This is a genomic window from Enhydrobacter sp., assembly GCA_025808875.1.
Classification (GTDB): Bacteria; Pseudomonadota; Alphaproteobacteria; order Reyranellales; family Reyranellaceae; genus Reyranella.
The window spans coordinates 3117288-3132309 of record CP075528.1 but is presented as its reverse complement, the minus strand read 5'-3'; the positions used below and the strand labels follow the sequence as shown (position 1 = coordinate 3132309).

The following is a 15022-nucleotide window of genomic DNA, read 5'->3' as shown; positions in this document are numbered from 1 at the left end:
GCCAACTCTAGGCGGCTTCCTTGGCGATGGCGAGAAAGCGGTCGATGTCGGCCGGATCGGTGTCGAAGGCGGTGACGAGACGGAAGGCGCGCTCGCCCGGCCGGTCGGACGGCCACGGATGATACTGCGCGCCCGCCTCCTGCAGGCTGTCGTGGATGCGGGCCGGCAGGACGACGAAGATCTCGTTGGCATCGACGCGGTACAGCATCTGAACGCCCTTGAGCGGCGTCAGGCCGGCCACCAGCCGGCGGGCCATCGCGTTGGCGTGGCGCGCATTGGCGAGCCACAGGCCGTCGCACAGATAGGCGTCGAGCTGGGCCGACAGCAGGCGCATCTTCGAGAACAGATGCCCGCCGCGCTTGCGGCGGAACTCGAACTCGCGCGCCAGCTCGGAGTCGAAGAAGAGGACGGCCTCCGCCGCCATGGCGCCGTTCTTGGTGGCGCCGAAGCTCATGACGTCGACCCCGGCCTTCCACGACAGCTCGGCCGGCGAACAGTCGACGAAGGACAGCGCGTTGGCGAAGCGCGCGCCGTCCATGTGGAGCTTCAATCCGTGGCGGTGCACGCAGGTCGCGATCGCCGCGATCTCCTCGGGTGCGTAGACCGTGCCGCACTCGGTGGCCTGGGTGATGCTGACGACGGCCGGCTGCGGGTGATGCACGACGCCGTACACCGGCTGGGCCAGTGCTTCCGCGAGGCTCTTGACGTCGATCTTGCCGGCCGGGCCGTCGATCGGCAGGAGCGCGGCGCCGGAGGTGAAGAACTGCGGCGCGTTCGCCTCGTCGACGGCGATGTGCGACGCGGGATGGCAATAGATGGCGCCCCAGGGCGGCGTGCAGCAGGAGATCGCCAGCACGTTGGCCGCCGTGCCGGTGGCGACGGGGTAGGCGGCGAGGTCGGGGCGCTCGAAAATCTCGCGCAGCCGCCCTTCCACCCGGCGCGTCCAATCGTCGTCGCCGTAGGACGGTGCGGTGCCGGAGGCGAAGGCCCGGCCAACCGCCTCGATCACGAGCGGATGCGCGCCCGTCTCGTTGTCGCTGCGAAAATTCATCGAGGCTCCTCGGGGCGGCGTTCGTTCGGTCGTCGGGGTCAGCGCGCGACGCCGGGCGGAAACTCGATGGTGCCGAGCAGGACGCCGTTGCGGGGGTCGACGACATAGGCCGCCGGTCCGGAGGGCGCCTCGACATGGACGACCAGCCGCTCCCCGACCGTCGTCATCGACACGACCCGCGCGCCGGCGGGCAGGGCGATGCGCTCGTGGAAGGTCGCCGCTGCTGGCGGTCGCGACGGCGCCGGGCTAGACATGCGGCGGGCGATTTCGGCTGCGACGACGACGAAGCCTGCGACGATCAGCAGGCCCATCACGATCACCAGCACCTTCAGCCACATCGGTGCGTAGGCCTGGGAAGGGGGCGCCAAGACAACTCCCATGAGACACGAATGAACGAGGCCGGACGCCACGTCGTGACCGTCGATGACAGCGCCGCCGGCGACCGGCTCGACCGCGCCCTCGCGGCTGCCCTGCCGGCCCTCACGCGCAGCCGCGTGAAGGCGTTGATCGAAAGCCGCCGCGTGGCGTTGGCTGACGGCACGACGATAGAAGAGCCCTCCCGCAAGGTCAAAAGAGGCGAGCGCTTCGTCGTCGACATTCCCGAGCCCGAACCGGCAGAGCCCCGGCCACAGCCGCGCGATCTCGACATTCTCTATGAAGACAACGACCTGCTCGTGCTCGACAAGCCGGCCGGACTGGTGGTGCATCCCGCGCCCGGCAACCCGGACAATACGCTGGTCAACGCGCTGCTGGCGCATTGCGGCCCGAGCCTCGCCGGCATCGGCGGCGTGCGCCGGCCGGGCATCGTGCATCGCCTCGACAAGGATACCTCGGGCATCATGGTCGTGGCCAAGAACGATGCCGCCCACCAGGCGCTGTCGAAGCTGTTCGCCGCCCACGATCTGGTGCGCGAATACAAGGTGCTCGTCTGGGGAGCGCCCCAGGCAAAGACGGGAACGATCGAAGGAGCCATCGGCCGCCATCCCCGGGATCGCAAGCGCATGGCCGTCCGCCAAACCGGTGGCCGTCCGGCACGGACCGACTACCGGGTAGATAAGGTGTTCGGCCCGTCTCTCTCGCCCGTGGCGAGCCTCCTGACCTGCCGGCTTCACACCGGAAGAACCCATCAGGTGCGGGTGCATCTGGCCCATCTCGGGTGCCCGGTGGTCGGCGATCCCGTCTACGGCGCGCGCCGGAACAGGGCAGGTCCCCCGCCGTTAAGGTCCTTTGCCAGACAGGCGCTTCATGCCGCCGCGTTGGCTTTCCGGCATCCGACAACCGGGAAGGAAATGAAGTTCGCCTCAGAATTGCCGCAAGACTTCGGGAGCTTGCTCACGGAACTGAACGGCGTTAAGTAATCTCCCCAATATCCGAGGGGATTAGTCGGATTTTCTTGACCTGCCCGGCACGGCGTCCTTACAGTGCTTAGCAGTCTGAGGGTGAGAGTGCTAAACGCATGTTCACCCCGCGTACCCAGAAAGGGGGAGCACAATGGCTGCAGCCACCGCCAATCTTCCCGCCCTTCCGTCGGCGCTCTCGCCGGAAGGCAATCTCAGCCGCTATCTCCAAGAGATTCGAAAATTCCCCCTGCTCGAGCCGCAGGAGGAATTCATGCTGGCCAAGCGCTGGCGCGAGCACGGCGACAGCCAGGCGGCGCACAAGCTCGTCACGTCGCATCTGCGTCTCGTGGCCAAGATCGCCATGGGCTATCGCGGCTACGGACTGCCGGTGGCCGAGCTGATCTCCGAGGGCAACGTCGGCATGATGCAGGCGGTCAAGCGCTTCGACCCCGACCGCGGCTTCCGCTTGGCGACCTACGCCATGTGGTGGATTCGCGCCTCGATGCAGGAATACATCCTGCATTCCTGGTCGCTGGTGAAGATGGGCACCACGGCGGCGCAGAAGAAGCTGTTCTTCAACCTGCGCAAGCTCAAGGGCCAGATGCAGGCGATCGAGGAAGGCGACCTCTCGCCCGAACAGGTGACCAAGATCGCCACCCGCCTCGGTGTGCCGGAGGAGGAGGTGGTCAACATGAACCGCCGCCTCGCCGCGCCCGATTCGTCGCTCAACGCCTCGGTAAAGGCCGACGGCGACATGGAGTGGCAGGACTGGCTGGTCGACGAGTCGCCCAATCAGGAATCCAAGCTCGCCGACAGTCAGGAGCTCGACCAGCGCAAGCGGATGCTGGCGCAGGCCTTGAAGGGCCTGACCGAGCGCGAGCGCCACATCATCGTCGAGCGCCGGCTGGTCGACGAGCCCAAGACGCTCGAGGACCTCAGCGCCCAGTACGGCATCAGCCGCGAACGCGTGCGCCAGATCGAGGTGCGCGCCTTCGACAAATTGCAGAAGGCGATGAAGAACATGGTGGTCGAGGCCGCCGCCGGTGCGGCCGAGAGGGTCGCGGAGCGGAGCCAGGCGGCGACGTGACCTGCGCCTTCGGCTAGGCTTCCGGGAACGTCCCGGGAGCCCGCCATGTCCGAAGATCCGATCCTCTACGACGTCCTGCCGAGCGGTATCGCGCGCATCGTCCTCAATCGTGCCGAGACGAGGAACGCGCAGGACACTAACTTCCTCTATGCCTTGAACGAGGCCTTCGATCGCGCCGCGCACGACGACGCCGTCAAGGTGATCGTGCTGTCGGCCAACGGGCCGCACTTCTCGTCGGGCCACGATCTGCGCGAGGTCGATGGGCACGGCAACATGCGCAAGCACGAGACAGTCGGGACCTGGTCGGGTTTCGGGCGACCGGGGGCGGAAGCGCAGTACGCCCGCGAGCAGGAGATCTACGTCGGCTTCTGCGAGCGCTGGCGCAACATCCCCAAGCCGACCCTGGCGCTGGTCCAGGGCAAGGTGATCGCCGGCGGGCTGATGCTGATCTGGCCGTGCGACCTCATCGTCGCGGCCGACGATGCGGAGTTCCTCGATCACACGGTGGCGATGGGCGTGGGCGGCGCGGAATTCTTCGCCCATCCCTGGGAGCTCGGCGTGCGCAAGGCCAAGGAGTTTCTGTTCACCGCCGACTGGCTCAAGGCCGAGGAGGCGCATCGGCTCGGCATGGTGAACCACGTCGTACCGCGCGCCGAGCTCGAGCGTTTCGGCCTGGCAATGGCCGAGCGCATCGCCCAGAAGCCGCCGTTCGCCCTCAAGCTGGTGAAGCAGGCGGTCAACGCGGCGCAGGATGCGCAAGGCAGGGTCGGCGCCATGCAGACCTCGTTTGCCCTCCATCACCTCGCGCACGCCCACAACATGCTGGCGCACGGCAGGCTGATCGATCCGTCCGGCCTGATGCCGGCGATCAGGAAGCGCGAGACGTCCGCGGAGGACGCGCCGCCCGCGCCGCCCGTTCAATCGGCGCGGCGCGTGTAGAACTCGAAGACGTGCGGGTCGCCGGCGAATTCCCGGCGCACTCCCCAGGGAGTCGAGGCGCGTTCGAAGCGGCTCTCGAAATGCGGAAACGGCGACTCGGGCCGGTCGCGCAGATTCCAGCCGACGAGCAGCAGCCCTCCCGGGCGGATGACGCGGTGCATCGCTCCCGCCAGCCGATCGAGCTCGCGCTCCTCCACGCCGAAGTCGTTGAGGACCGGAATGCGATAGGACAGGACGCCGTTCATCACGACGCAGTCGAAGAATCCCTCGGGGCGCAGCCCGTCGACTTCGACGATGCTGGCCAGCATGTGGTTGTTCGAGCCCCAGATCCGCGCCGCCGGGTTCTTGTCGATCGTGTGGTAGCGGGCAGCATCGTCGGCGAACAGGCGCTCGTAGTGATAGGTGTAGGGTGCCGTGCCGACGAACAGCACGCGTCGCCAGGTGCGGGCGACCCAGGGCATGGCCTCGTCGTTGAGGAACACCCGCTCGGGATTGCTGCGCAGCATCTCGCGGTAGCCGTCGTTGGCCCGCATGACGTGCAGCACCACCCAGCGGATCGCCCGCCGCGGCACCAGCCTCTTCAGGAAGGGAAAGGCCGCATTGGCGCGACTCAGGGCGGTCGCGACCGCCTCCCGGAACGAAGTTTTCATTGTTACTGCAGCATATAGCGCATCTCGCGCGAGATGCAATCGCACGTCCGCGGCGGCCCAGAAGGGCTAATGGCGACCTCCAAAAAAGCGCAGTCGCGCATCGATGCGCCGTGCTTCTCGCACGTTCAGTGCTCCTGTATATGTCTCGCCCATCATGAACGCCCAGAACATCGCCATTGTCGGCGCCACCGGCGCGGTGGGAGTCGAAATCCTTCGCGTCCTCGAGCGGCGGAACTTTCCCGTCGCTTCGCTCAAGCTGCTCGCCTCGGCCCGTTCGGCCGGCAAGACGCTCGAGTTCAAAGGCAAGCCGCACAAGGTCGAGGAACTGAAGGCCGACGCCTTCAAGGGCATCGACATCGCCTTCTTCTCGGCGGGCGCCACGCGCAGCCGCGAGTTCGTGCCGGCCGCCAGGGCGGCGGGTGCCATCGTCGTCGACAATTCGTCGGCCTTCCGCATGGATCCGGACACGCCGCTGGTCGTGCCGGAGGTCAATCCCGGCGACCTCGCGCGCCACAACGGCGTGATCGCCAATCCCAACTGCACGGCGGCGATCCTCGCCACCGCCGTGTGGCCGATCCATCGCGCCGCGGGCATCCGCAAGATCGTCGTGGCGACCTACCAGTCGGCGTCCGGCGCCGGCGCCTCGGCGATGCAGGAGCTCGAGGACCAGGTCCGCGAGTACGCCGCCGGCAAGGACGTCACGCGCAAGGTCTTTCCGCACCAGATCGCCTTCAACCTCTTCTCGCACAACACCAAGGTCGCCGAGAACGGCTACAACGAGGAGGAGAACAAGGTGGTCGAGGAGACGCGCAAGATGTTCCATCTGCCCAATCTCGCCATCGTGCCGACCTGCATCCGCGTGCCGGTGCTGCGGGCCCATGCCGAGGCGATCACCCTCGAACTCGAGCGGCCGCTCTCGCCGGAGGAGGCGCGCAAGATCCTCGAAAAGGCCCCAGGCGTGAAGGTGGTCGACGATCCGGTCGCCAACCACTATCCGATGCCGCTCGAGGCCTCGGGCGATCTCGACGTGCATGTCGGCCGCATCCGCCGCGACCTCTCCAATCCCAACGGACTGGTGCTGTTCGTGGCCGGCGACCAGCTGTTGAAGGGCGCTGCCTGGAACGCCGTGCAGATCGCCGAGGAACTCGGCAAGGCGGGGCTCGCCAAATCGGGGCTCGCCAAACAACACAGGGCGATGGCGGCCGAGTAGCGCGGCTTCCCCTTGCCCGCCGGACCGTCCGGCGGCACCCTTGGTGACCTCCAGCATCGGGCGGTCACCATGACGACAGCGAGCGAAGGCAGGGAACTCACCGAGATCGGCCCGGGCACGGCGATGGGTTCGCTGATGCGCGAGTACTGGATGCCGGCGCTCCGGTCGTCCGAGCTGGAGCGCGATGGCGCGCCGGTCCGCCTGATGCTGCTGGGCGAGAGGCTGATCGCCTTTCGCGACAGCGCCGGCCGCGTCGGGGTCATGGACCATCGCTGCCCGCATCGTTGCGCGTCGCTGTTCCTCGGTCGCAACGAGGAGGGCGGGCTGCGCTGCCTCTACCACGGCTGGAAGTTCGACACGGCGGGCAATTGCGTCGACATGCCGAGCGTGCCAGGCCACCAGGATTTCAAGGCGAAGGTGAAGGCGCGTGCCTATCGCACGGCCGAGCGCGCGGGCATCGTCTGGGTCTACATGGGCGCGCGCGCCGACGCCCCGCCGCTGCCCGGCTTCGAGATCCTCGACATGCCGCCGGACGAGCTCAACGTCCACTTCATCCAGCGCGACTGCAACTGGCTGCAGGCGATGGAAGGCGAGATCGACACCTCGCATTTCGGCTTCCTGCACGGCGGTCATGTCGACCCCGACGACCTGCCCGAGGACGAGCCGTTTCGCTTCACCATCGTCAATCGCGCGCCGGAGTACCACGTCGCCGACACCGACTGGGGCACGCAATATGCCGGCTACCGCGAGGCCGGCCGGGGCCGGACCTACTGGCGCTTTGCGAATTTCCTGCTGCCGTTCTGGACGCAGGCACCCAACGGCGAGTTCGCGAGCCACATGCACGCGCGCGCCTGGGTACCGCTCGACGACGGCCACACCATGTTCGTCTTCATCTGGTGGAAGCGCGCGGTGGCGGCCAACTCCCAGCCGCAGCCGCGGTTCAAGGACGGAAGGCCGATCGGCGGCACCGGCCGCGGCAACCTCAACTTCCTGCCCAACACCACGGACTGGCTCGGTCGCTGGCGTCTCGCCGACAACGAAGGCAACGACTGGGGCATCGATCGCGCCGCGCAACGCAGCAACGCGATCTTCAGCGGCATCGACGGCGTCCATCTCCAGGACCAGGCCGTCACCGAGAGCATGGGACCGGTCACCGACTTCGAGTTCGAGCACCTCGCACCGTCGGACCGCATGATCACCCGCACGCGCCGGCGCCTGCTGCTGGCGACACGCGCGCTGCGCGAGCGCGGCGAGGTCCCGGCCGGCGTCGACCGGCCCGAGGTCTACCGCGGCGCACGCAGCGGCTATTTCCTGAGCGACGACCGGAGCGAATGGCATGAGCTCTATCGCCGCCAGTTCGCCGCCGCGGTCCATCCCGGCGCGCCGCCCGCGCAGGCGGCGGAATAGCGGCACCTCATCGCGGATGCTCGGCGACCTGGAAATCGGGTCGCACGCCGAGGCGCTTCGTGAGCGCGGCGAGACGCGGCACCTGCCTCGCGGTGTCGAGTCCGAGCCCGCCACGCGCGAAGCGCTCGGCGACGACGGCAGCGACATCGGCATGGGTCAACCGATCGAACAGGAGGAACGGTTGCGTCGCATCGAGCGTCTGCTCGATGGCGACAAGAGCCGCCCCGGCCTGCGCGGCGCAATCGTCGATCCACGGCTGATGGCGCTTATCCGGGGGCACGTGGTTGCGGTGATAGGCGGCCTGCAGGACCTTGTCGCAGACGCCCATCAGGATCGCGCACGCCCGCAGCACCGCGCGGCGCTCCGTCCCCGATCCTGCGATCAGCGCGCGCTCGGGACCGACCAGCTCGTCGAGATGATCGAGAATGGCGTTGCTGTCGACCAGCGTCTCGCCCGAGTCCAGAACGAGCGCCGGAATGCGGCCCAACGGATTGAAGGAGCGCACCGCGTCGCGGTCGTCGAAGCCCGACAACGGCCGCTGCTCGCAGGGCAGGCCATAGACCTTGAGCACGATCGCGACTCGACGCGTGTAGGGCGAGCGATTGGGGCCGATCAGGAGCATCGGGGTTCAGCGCGGGCGCGGGTTGATGATCGTGTTGCGGTCATAGAGGAAGAGCTTGCGTGCCTTGTCGGGCGGGTCCCTCGGCGGGAACGCGAGGCCGCGCTCGCTGCTCACCACGACGTCGAAGATCTCTGAATCGTCCGGCGAGAGGCTGACATAGCAGGTCACCTGCAGGCTACCGCGTTCCTCGCCCAGGATCTCGTAGGTCGGACCGACGATGTCGGGCAGGGCCATGCCGGCGGCGCGCAGATCCTCGTACAAGCGGTCGATTTCCTCGGGGACGCGCATCACCGCGCCGCTCGCCAGCAACCCGGCCAGCCGGCCGCGCGCCCGCGAAGCCTGCATGGTGGCCTGCACGCGCTCGAGGAGGTAGCGCTTGACGTACTGGGCCGGCAGCAGCCGGGCCTGCAGCTGCGCCGGCGCGTCCTCGTCGGTGGAATTGCGGCAGGCGTTCAGCGCCTGCTGCTCGAGCGCGACCGATGGGCGAGCGAGCCCGATCGGGCAGACGCCGAACTTCAGGAACTGGCCGACCGTCTCGATGTACTGGAAGTCGTCGATCGGACGCCCCATCAGGCTGGCGGCGAAGGACGGCGGCAGGCCGAGGTCGGCGGCGTAGCGCACCAGACTCGCCGCGCCGCCGCGCGCGTCGGAGAAGCCCTGCAGACGGCTCTCGACGGCGTCTGTTGCCGTGGTCGGGCGCAGCAGCTGCGGATTGAGGAAGAAATTATGGAACGCGACCTTGGCGCCGAGTTCGAGGTTGCAGCGCGTGGGATAGGCCGTCGGCACGTCCGGTTCGTTGCCGCCGAGGAAGGCCAATGCACAGGACGACAGGCAGAAGTCGCGCTGCCGCACGACGGCGACCATGCGATGCTTCTTCAGCAGCCGACCGATGGCGATACCGTCGAACAGGCTGCCGCCCATGCTGCTGAGCTCGATCGCAGTGAGCGGCGTGTCGGGCCGGATCGCGGTGGATCGGCTCAGCCGGCCGATCGCCTGCTCCAGCTTGGCCGCGTCGCCGACCTCGATCACGCCGGTGAGGCGCAGCGCCGGGACGGTCGCGGCGCTTCCGGACGGTCCCCGCGACGCTGCCTGCGCGGGCGGGATGAGCGAGAAGCCCGGCTGCGCCGGCGACGCGGAGGGCGGCGTCTCCCGGTGCACCGCGCCGGGCCTGTCGAGGATCGTGATATCGGCGGCCGCGCCTTCGCGGGGCGCCAACGCGAGCGCCACCCAGGCCACCGCGAGCAGGCACCGTGCCGTCATGACGACGGTCCGCCGGCCGCGCCCGGCCGCACGTCGAGCGCCTCGCGGATCATCTGTGCAAGGTCGCGCTTGCGGAAGGGCTTGCCGAGCAGCCGAATGTCGTCGGCGATCGCTCCACCGAAGATCAGCGCGTTGTCGGTGTAGCCCGACATGAAGACGACGGCCATGGCCGGCCAGCGTCGTGCCGCCTCGTCGGCCAACATCTTGCCGTTCATGCCGCCCGGCATGACGACGTCGGTCAGCAGCAGGTCGAAAGCGGCCTGCTCCAGCGCGGCCATGCCGGCCGCGCCGTTCTCGGCCGACGTCACGTCGTAGCCGAGGCTCTGCAATTGGCGCACCACGGCGGCGCGCACATGGGCGTCGTCCTCGACCACCAGGACGCGCTCGCTGCCGCCGGTCATGGCGGCCCGCGACGGTGCGACGGTCAGGACGGCTGAGCCGCGATGCCGCGGCAGATAGAGCGTGAAAGTGGTGCCGCGATCGAGCTCGCTTTCGACCTCGATGTGGCCGTTCGACTGCCGCACGAAGCCGTAGACCATGCTGAGGCCGAGACCCGACCCCTTGCCGCTCGCCTTGGTGGTGAAGAAGGGCTCGAAGATCTTGTCGATGTCGCCCGGCAGGATACCGTGGCCGCTGTCGCTCACGCGGATCGCCACGAAGTCACCGGCGGCGGGGCCGGATCGCGCGGCCGCCGGCGCCGCGTCGAGCCTCACGTTCGACGTCTCGACCAGCACGCGCCCGCCCCTGGGCATGGCGTCGCGCGCATTGAGGCAGAGATTGACCAGCGACGTCTCGAGCTGGACGGGGTCGACCTCGGCCGGCCACAGATCATCCGCCAGGATCGAATCGATCTCGATCTGCTCGCCGAGCGTGCGCCTCAGCAGCTTGCCGGTGTCGGCCACCAGGTCGTTGACGTCGACCGGGCGCGGCCTGAGCGGCTGTCGGCGCGAGAAGGCGAGCATCTTGCGCGTCAGCTCCTCGGCCCGTCCGGCGGAGTCGGAAATGCGCGCGGCAGCCCGGCGCGCCTCCGCCGGCAGGTTCTCGATCTCGGATATCTCGTCGGCGGTATCGACGATCACCATGAGCACGTTGTTGAAGTCGTGCGCGATGCCGCCGCTGAGCTGGCCGAGCGTGTCCATCTTCTGCGACTGGCGCAACTGGTCCTCGGCCGCGCGCCGCGCCCGCTCCGCCTTCATGCGGTCCGTGACGTCGACCGCGACCGTGAGATCGGCCGGCCTGCCGTCGTGATCGACCAGACGGACCATCAGCTCGAGGTCGATCGGCCGGCCGTGCCGGTCGATGTGGCGCTGGTCGCCGATGAAGCAGGCGAAGTCGCGGGACAACTCGCCGCGCCGCGCGCGCAGCACCGCGAAGTCGGACGGCAGGAGTGCGGTGTCGCCGGCCGTGCCGTCGAACGGCGCACCGTAGGTGGCTGCCGCCGCCTCGTTGCAGGCGAGCAGCCGTCCGCTTTCGTGATCGGACAGGATCACCGGATGGGGGATCGAGTTGAACAGTGCCTCGTAGCGGTTCTCGAGCGCGCCGCGCGCCTTCATCTCCCGCACCAGCCACAGGCCGAGGCCGCCCAGCGCCAGCGACGCCAGCACCCAGCAGCCGCCCGAGATCCAGGCGATGCGCCGCCAGTCGGCCAGGGCGGCGTCGAGCGGCTGCGCCACCAGCACGACCAGCTCGGGGTAGGCGGTGAGTCGACGATAGGCGACGAGGCCGTTCCCTCCGTCGGCGGGATCTGCGAGATCGAGTGCGCCGGCAGCACGCTCGCGCGCGAGTTGCGCGACCAGTTCGGGGCCGCCCAGCGGCCGTCCAGCCAACGAGTCGACGAACGGCCGGCGCATGATCGCCCGCCCTCCGTTGTCCACGAGCGCGATGCTCAAGCCGTCGACCTCCGCGTCGAAGGTCCAGCTCTTGTCGAACACCTCGGGGGCCATCAGGCCGACGATGGCGCCGGCGAACTGGCCCTCCTTGCGCCACGGCTGGATGACCGGGATCGACCAGCCCTGGGCCGCGCCGGCCGCGCCGTCGCGCGTCGGCGCCGCCAGTTCGAACCGCGCCGAAGCGCCGCGCGCCCGCTCGAAATAGGATCGGTTCGACCAGTCGCGTCCGACGGCGCCAGTGCCGACGGCCTGGAAGATCACGCGGCCGCGCGCATCCAGCACGACCACGTCCTCGAGCGCGCGAGAGCCGCGCACCACCTCGCGCAGCATGGGTCCGATCGTTTCCTGCGTCGCGGCGCCCGATTCCGTGGCCACCGTGAGGGTGAGCTCCGCCAGCCTCAGCGACTGCTCGAGCGCCAGCGCCACCTCGAAGGTGTGGCTCGCCGTCAACTGGGCGAAGGCGGCGAGCTCGCGCTTGCGTGCGTCGATCGCCTCCTCGCGCAGTTGCATCAGCAGGGCCAGCAGCATGCCACCCGTGACGACGAGGTAGGCGACCGCCAGCCAGATGCCGCGCGCCAGCAGGCTGGGCCGTCGTACGGCCGTGCGCGACGCGACGGCCGACGGGGCGGGAGATGCGGCCGGGCGGGGATCGCGGGCGAGGTCGAGGGCGGTCATGGTCGGGCCCCTGGCTGGAGTGGATGTGGTCCGGACGGCAGGATCTCGTGCAGCTTCCGGGCAAGCTCTTCCTTGCGGTACGGCTTGACGATGAAATCCTCGCTCGCGGCGATCTGCTGATCGACGTTGCCCGAGGCGAACAGCACCTTGAGTCCGGGCCGTGTGCGGCGGGCGTGCTCGGCGACCTCGGGACCGTTCATGCCGCCCGGCATCGAGACATCGACCAGCAGCAGCGCCACGTCGCCCGTCTCGGCCAGTCGGGCGAGCGCACCGGCGCCGTCGGCTGCCTCGACCGTCCGGTAGCCCAGCCGGGCAAGCTGCCGCAAGACGACACGGCGTACATTGTCGTCGTCGTCGACCACGAGCACACAGGGGGCGGAGGCGGGTGCGCTCTCAGGCATCGAGCGTCTCGCGTACGCGCAAGGCGAGGTCGATCTTGCGGAAGGGCTTTGACAGGATGCGATCGGTTCCGTCGATCAAGCCGAACGACCTGGCCCCACGCTCGCTGTAGCCCGACATGAACAGGCTCTTCATGCCCGGCCACCGCTCCGCCGCCTCCCTGGTCAGGCTCACGCCGTCCATCTCCGGCATGATCACGTCGGTCAGCAGCAGGTCGAACGGCGCCGACTCGAGCAGGTCGAGAGCGGCGCGGCCGCTCGCCGCGTCGGTCACCGAATAGCCGAGGCTGCGCAGCTGACGTATCACCGCCTCCCGCACGTGCGGTTCGTCCTCGACCAGCAGGATGCGCTCGCGCCCGCCCGGCATGTCCGCGGGCGCTGGCGGGTCAGCAGCGAGCGGCGTGTCGCTGCGCGGCAGGTACATGCGGATGGTCGTGCCGCGGCCCGGCTCGCTGTAGATCTTGATGTGGCCCTCCGACTGCTTGATGAAGCCGTAGACCATGCTCAGCCCGAGCCCGGTGCCCTTGCCCGTCTCCTTGGTGGTGAAGAAGGGGTCGAACACCTTGTCGAGGATGTCGCGCGGGATGCCGGTGCCGGAATCGGTCACCGCCACCATGACGTACGCGCCGGCGGTCACGCCGGGATTGAGGGTCGCGTAGTCCTCGTCGAGATGCACGTTCGCCGTCTCGATCAGCAATTGGCCGCCCTCGGGCATGGCGTCGCGCGCGTTCACCGCCAGGTTGACGATGGCCGACTCGAGCTGGGAGCGATCGACGTCGGTCGTCCACAGCTCGTTCTCCAGTATTGTCTCGATGCGAATCTGCTGGCCGAGCGTGCGCTGCAGCAGCTTGTCGATGCTAGCGACAAGTTTGGTGAGATCGGTCGGCTGGGGATTGAGGCGCTGCTTGCGCGAGAAGGCGAGCAGGCGGCGGGTCATCTCCGCCGCGCGCTCACCCGACGTCGCGATGCTGGCGAGCAGTTCGCGATGCTCGGCCGACAGGGATGGATCCTCGAGCAGTTCCTCGACGTTGGCCTGGATCACCATGAGGATGTTGTTGAAGTCGTGCGCCACGCCGCCGGTGAGCTGGCCCACCGCCTCCATCTTGTGCGCCTGCCTGAGCTGGGCCTCCTTCGCCTCCATCGCCGTCATGTCGCGGCCGATGAAGAAGTGGAGGCGGTCGGCCTCCGACCACACCGCATTCCATTCCATCGTCACCACGCGGCCGTTCTTGTGGCGATAGCGGCAGCTATAGTGGCGCGCTTCGCTGTTCTGGCGCGCCTCGCGCATCTCCTGCCGCGTCGCTTCGAGATCGCCCGGGAAGACGAACTCCATGCCGTTGCGACCGATCAGCTCGTTGGGCGCGTAGCCGATCGCCTCCGTGCAGCTCGGGCTGATCTCGACCACCGTGCCGTACGCGTCGGTGACGAGGATGACGTCCTGCGACGTCTCGAAGACGCGCCGGCTCCGCCGCTGGGCGGCCTCACGCTCCCGGGCGAGGTTACCCGCCAACCTCGCGTAAAGCGCCCGCGTCTCGAGCAGGAGCATCATCAGCACGAAGCCGGCGGCGAGCAGCCCGTACGCACGTCCGAAATAGAAGCCGACGTCGAAGCGCTTGGCGTTGAAGGTCGCGCTCAGCCCGACGTCGCCGATCCACGCCACCATCACCACCATCAGCCACAGGTCGAGGGTCCGGTGGGGCGGCCGCGCCAGCAGCGCCGCCAGCGCCACGATGTTCAGTGCCCAGATCGAGGTGATCACCACGTACATCGCGGTGGTGTAGGTGTTGTCGGGCTTCAGCAGGACGGGCAGCAGGTCGTGTCCCGCCGTCGTCATCAAGGTGCCGGCGACGACCGCGGCGAGGGCGCCCGCGACGGCGAGCGGGATCCAGAGGCGCGCGGGCTCGAGCCGGCGGTCGGCGCTCTTGGTCAGGGCATAGGCCGCGACCATCAGCGGAAAGACGCCGTGCCACAGCATGTAGAGCCACACCGTGGTCTGCGTGCCGCCGCCGATCGCGCCGCCGGGCGCGAACAGGCCGGGGAAGGACAGGGTGTGCGGAACGATGGCGAAGGCGGTGAAGAGATAGGCGGTGGCGAGGATCAGCAATCCCGGCGAGCGCTGGATGGAGAACTGGCCGAACAGCACGGCCGCCGTCATCAGGTCGCACAGCAGCAGGGCGGACTGATACGACGGGATGAACGGTGGCAGCGGCGCCAGCGGTTCCTTGGCGAAGGGAACCAGCGCGACGAAGGCCACGACGAGAAACACGGCGACCGCGAGCGCAACACGCCGATCCGTGCGCGACGGGGGCAGAAGGGAGAGAAAGACAGTCGACCGACCCAAACCCTGGTCGACGTCTGCAGCCAGCGCCATTGCTGTCACCCCACAAACCGCAGATAAGGTGAATATAGTCGATTTGTGCGTCTCGCCCCTGTTCATTCGTGCATACCCACAGTCACATGAACGAGAGCGCGCGGGATGAATGCAACGGACTGC

The 15022-nt window shown here is 68.5% G+C and carries 13 protein-coding genes; 5 read left to right on the top strand and 8 right to left on the bottom strand.

The window, feature by feature from the left end; all coding sequences use genetic code 11:
• Positions 1-7: 7 nt before the first annotated feature.
• A complete protein-coding gene (locus tag KIT25_15550; protein UYN93466.1) occupies positions 8-1051 on the bottom strand; it encodes a low specificity L-threonine aldolase in 1044 nt (347 codons plus the stop codon).
• Positions 1052-1089: 38 nt separating this feature from the next.
• Complete coding sequence (locus KIT25_15545) at positions 1090-1419, bottom strand: hypothetical protein (GenBank protein ID UYN93465.1); 330 nt, start codon at positions 1417-1419, stop codon at positions 1090-1092.
• Between the two features lie 21 nt (positions 1420-1440).
• On the opposite strand from KIT25_15545, the gene KIT25_15540 reads away from it, so the two are divergent.
• The 3 genes from KIT25_15540 to KIT25_15530 all read left to right on the top strand — a co-directional run bounded on the left by KIT25_15540 (position 1441) and on the right by KIT25_15530 (position 4417).
• Positions 1441-2409: an RluA family pseudouridine synthase gene (locus tag KIT25_15540; GenBank protein ID UYN93464.1), complete on the top strand. Its 969-nt coding sequence runs from the start codon at positions 1441-1443 to the stop codon at positions 2407-2409.
• 133 nt (positions 2410-2542) lie between these two features.
• On the top strand, positions 2543-3478 hold the full coding sequence (gene rpoH, locus KIT25_15535) for an RNA polymerase sigma factor RpoH (GenBank protein UYN93463.1): 936 nt from the start codon (positions 2543-2545) through the stop codon (positions 3476-3478).
• Between the two features lie 45 nt (positions 3479-3523).
• Positions 3524-4417, top strand: a complete 894-nt coding sequence (locus KIT25_15530) for an enoyl-CoA hydratase (protein ID UYN93462.1) — start codon at positions 3524-3526, stop codon at positions 4415-4417.
• Here the strand turns inward: KIT25_15530 and KIT25_15525 are convergent.
• The gene (locus KIT25_15525) at positions 4396-5067 is read right to left on the bottom strand and encodes a class I SAM-dependent methyltransferase (GenBank protein UYN93461.1); all 672 of its coding nucleotides are present in this window, start codon (positions 5065-5067) and stop codon (positions 4396-4398) included. The genes KIT25_15530 and KIT25_15525 overlap by 22 nt on opposite strands.
• Before the next feature lie 154 nt (positions 5068-5221).
• Between KIT25_15525 and KIT25_15520 the strand changes: the two genes are divergently transcribed.
• Together KIT25_15520 and KIT25_15515 are read left to right on the top strand one after the other, a co-directional pair.
• Positions 5222-6277 carry an aspartate-semialdehyde dehydrogenase gene (locus KIT25_15520; protein UYN93460.1) on the top strand — a complete coding sequence of 352 codons (1056 nt, stop codon included), beginning with the start codon at positions 5222-5224 and terminating at the stop codon, positions 6275-6277.
• Positions 6278-6346: 69 nt separating this feature from the next.
• Positions 6347-7684 carry a Rieske 2Fe-2S domain-containing protein gene (locus tag KIT25_15515; GenBank protein ID UYN93459.1) on the top strand — a complete coding sequence of 446 codons (1338 nt, stop codon included), beginning with the start codon at positions 6347-6349 and terminating at the stop codon, positions 7682-7684.
• 7 nt (positions 7685-7691) lie between these two features.
• Here the strand turns inward: KIT25_15515 and KIT25_15510 are convergent, their stop codons facing one another.
• From KIT25_15510 to KIT25_15490, 5 genes are read right to left on the bottom strand one after another with little or no spacing between them, the layout of a single operon-like run.
• Positions 7692-8306, bottom strand: coding sequence for a glutathione S-transferase family protein (locus KIT25_15510; protein UYN93458.1), 615 nt, complete (start codon positions 8304-8306; stop codon positions 7692-7694).
• Positions 8307-8312: 6 nt separating this feature from the next.
• On the bottom strand, positions 8313-9566 hold the full coding sequence (locus KIT25_15505; GenBank protein ID UYN93457.1) for a hypothetical protein: 1254 nt from the start codon (positions 9564-9566) through the stop codon (positions 8313-8315).
• Positions 9563-12130, bottom strand: coding sequence for a response regulator (locus tag KIT25_15500; GenBank protein ID UYN93456.1), 2568 nt, complete (start codon positions 12128-12130; stop codon positions 9563-9565). Before KIT25_15500 ends, KIT25_15505 begins: the two co-directional genes overlap by 4 nt.
• Positions 12127-12531, bottom strand: a complete 405-nt coding sequence (locus KIT25_15495; GenBank protein ID UYN93455.1) for a response regulator — start codon at positions 12529-12531, stop codon at positions 12127-12129. The genes KIT25_15500 and KIT25_15495 overlap by 4 nt, the downstream gene beginning before the upstream one ends.
• Positions 12524-14899 (bottom strand): MASE4 domain-containing protein, encoded by a 2376-nt coding sequence (locus KIT25_15490; protein ID UYN93454.1) that lies wholly within the window; start codon positions 14897-14899, stop codon positions 12524-12526. The genes KIT25_15495 and KIT25_15490 overlap by 8 nt, the downstream gene beginning before the upstream one ends.
• Positions 14900-15022: the final 123 nt, after the last annotated feature.

What these genes read in the sequence shown, in the direction of transcription:
- KIT25_15550 (UYN93466.1), bottom strand. Translation starts at nt 1,051, where the DNA reads ATGAATTTTCGCAGCGACAACGAGACGGGCGCGCATCCGCTCGTGATC.
- KIT25_15540 (UYN93464.1), top strand. Translation starts at nt 1,441, where the DNA reads ATGAACGAGGCCGGACGCCACGTCGTGACCGTCGATGACAGCGCCGCC.
- rpoH (UYN93463.1), top strand. Translation starts at nt 2,543, where the DNA reads ATGGCTGCAGCCACCGCCAATCTTCCCGCCCTTCCGTCGGCGCTCTCG.
- KIT25_15530 (UYN93462.1), top strand. Translation starts at nt 3,524, where the DNA reads ATGTCCGAAGATCCGATCCTCTACGACGTCCTGCCGAGCGGTATCGCG.
- KIT25_15525 (UYN93461.1), bottom strand. Translation starts at nt 5,067, where the DNA reads ATGAAAACTTCGTTCCGGGAGGCGGTCGCGACCGCCCTGAGTCGCGCC.
- KIT25_15520 (UYN93460.1), top strand. Translation starts at nt 5,222, where the DNA reads ATGAACGCCCAGAACATCGCCATTGTCGGCGCCACCGGCGCGGTGGGA.
- KIT25_15515 (UYN93459.1), top strand. Translation starts at nt 6,347, where the DNA reads ATGACGACAGCGAGCGAAGGCAGGGAACTCACCGAGATCGGCCCGGGC.
- KIT25_15510 (UYN93458.1), bottom strand. Translation starts at nt 8,306, where the DNA reads ATGCTCCTGATCGGCCCCAATCGCTCGCCCTACACGCGTCGAGTCGCG.
- KIT25_15505 (UYN93457.1), bottom strand. Translation starts at nt 9,566, where the DNA reads ATGACGGCACGGTGCCTGCTCGCGGTGGCCTGGGTGGCGCTCGCGTTG.
- KIT25_15500 (UYN93456.1), bottom strand. Translation starts at nt 12,130, where the DNA reads ATGACCGCCCTCGACCTCGCCCGCGATCCCCGCCCGGCCGCATCTCCC.
- KIT25_15495 (UYN93455.1), bottom strand. Translation starts at nt 12,531, where the DNA reads ATGCCTGAGAGCGCACCCGCCTCCGCCCCCTGTGTGCTCGTGGTCGAC.
- KIT25_15490 (UYN93454.1), bottom strand. Translation starts at nt 14,899, where the DNA reads ATGGCGCTGGCTGCAGACGTCGACCAGGGTTTGGGTCGGTCGACTGTC.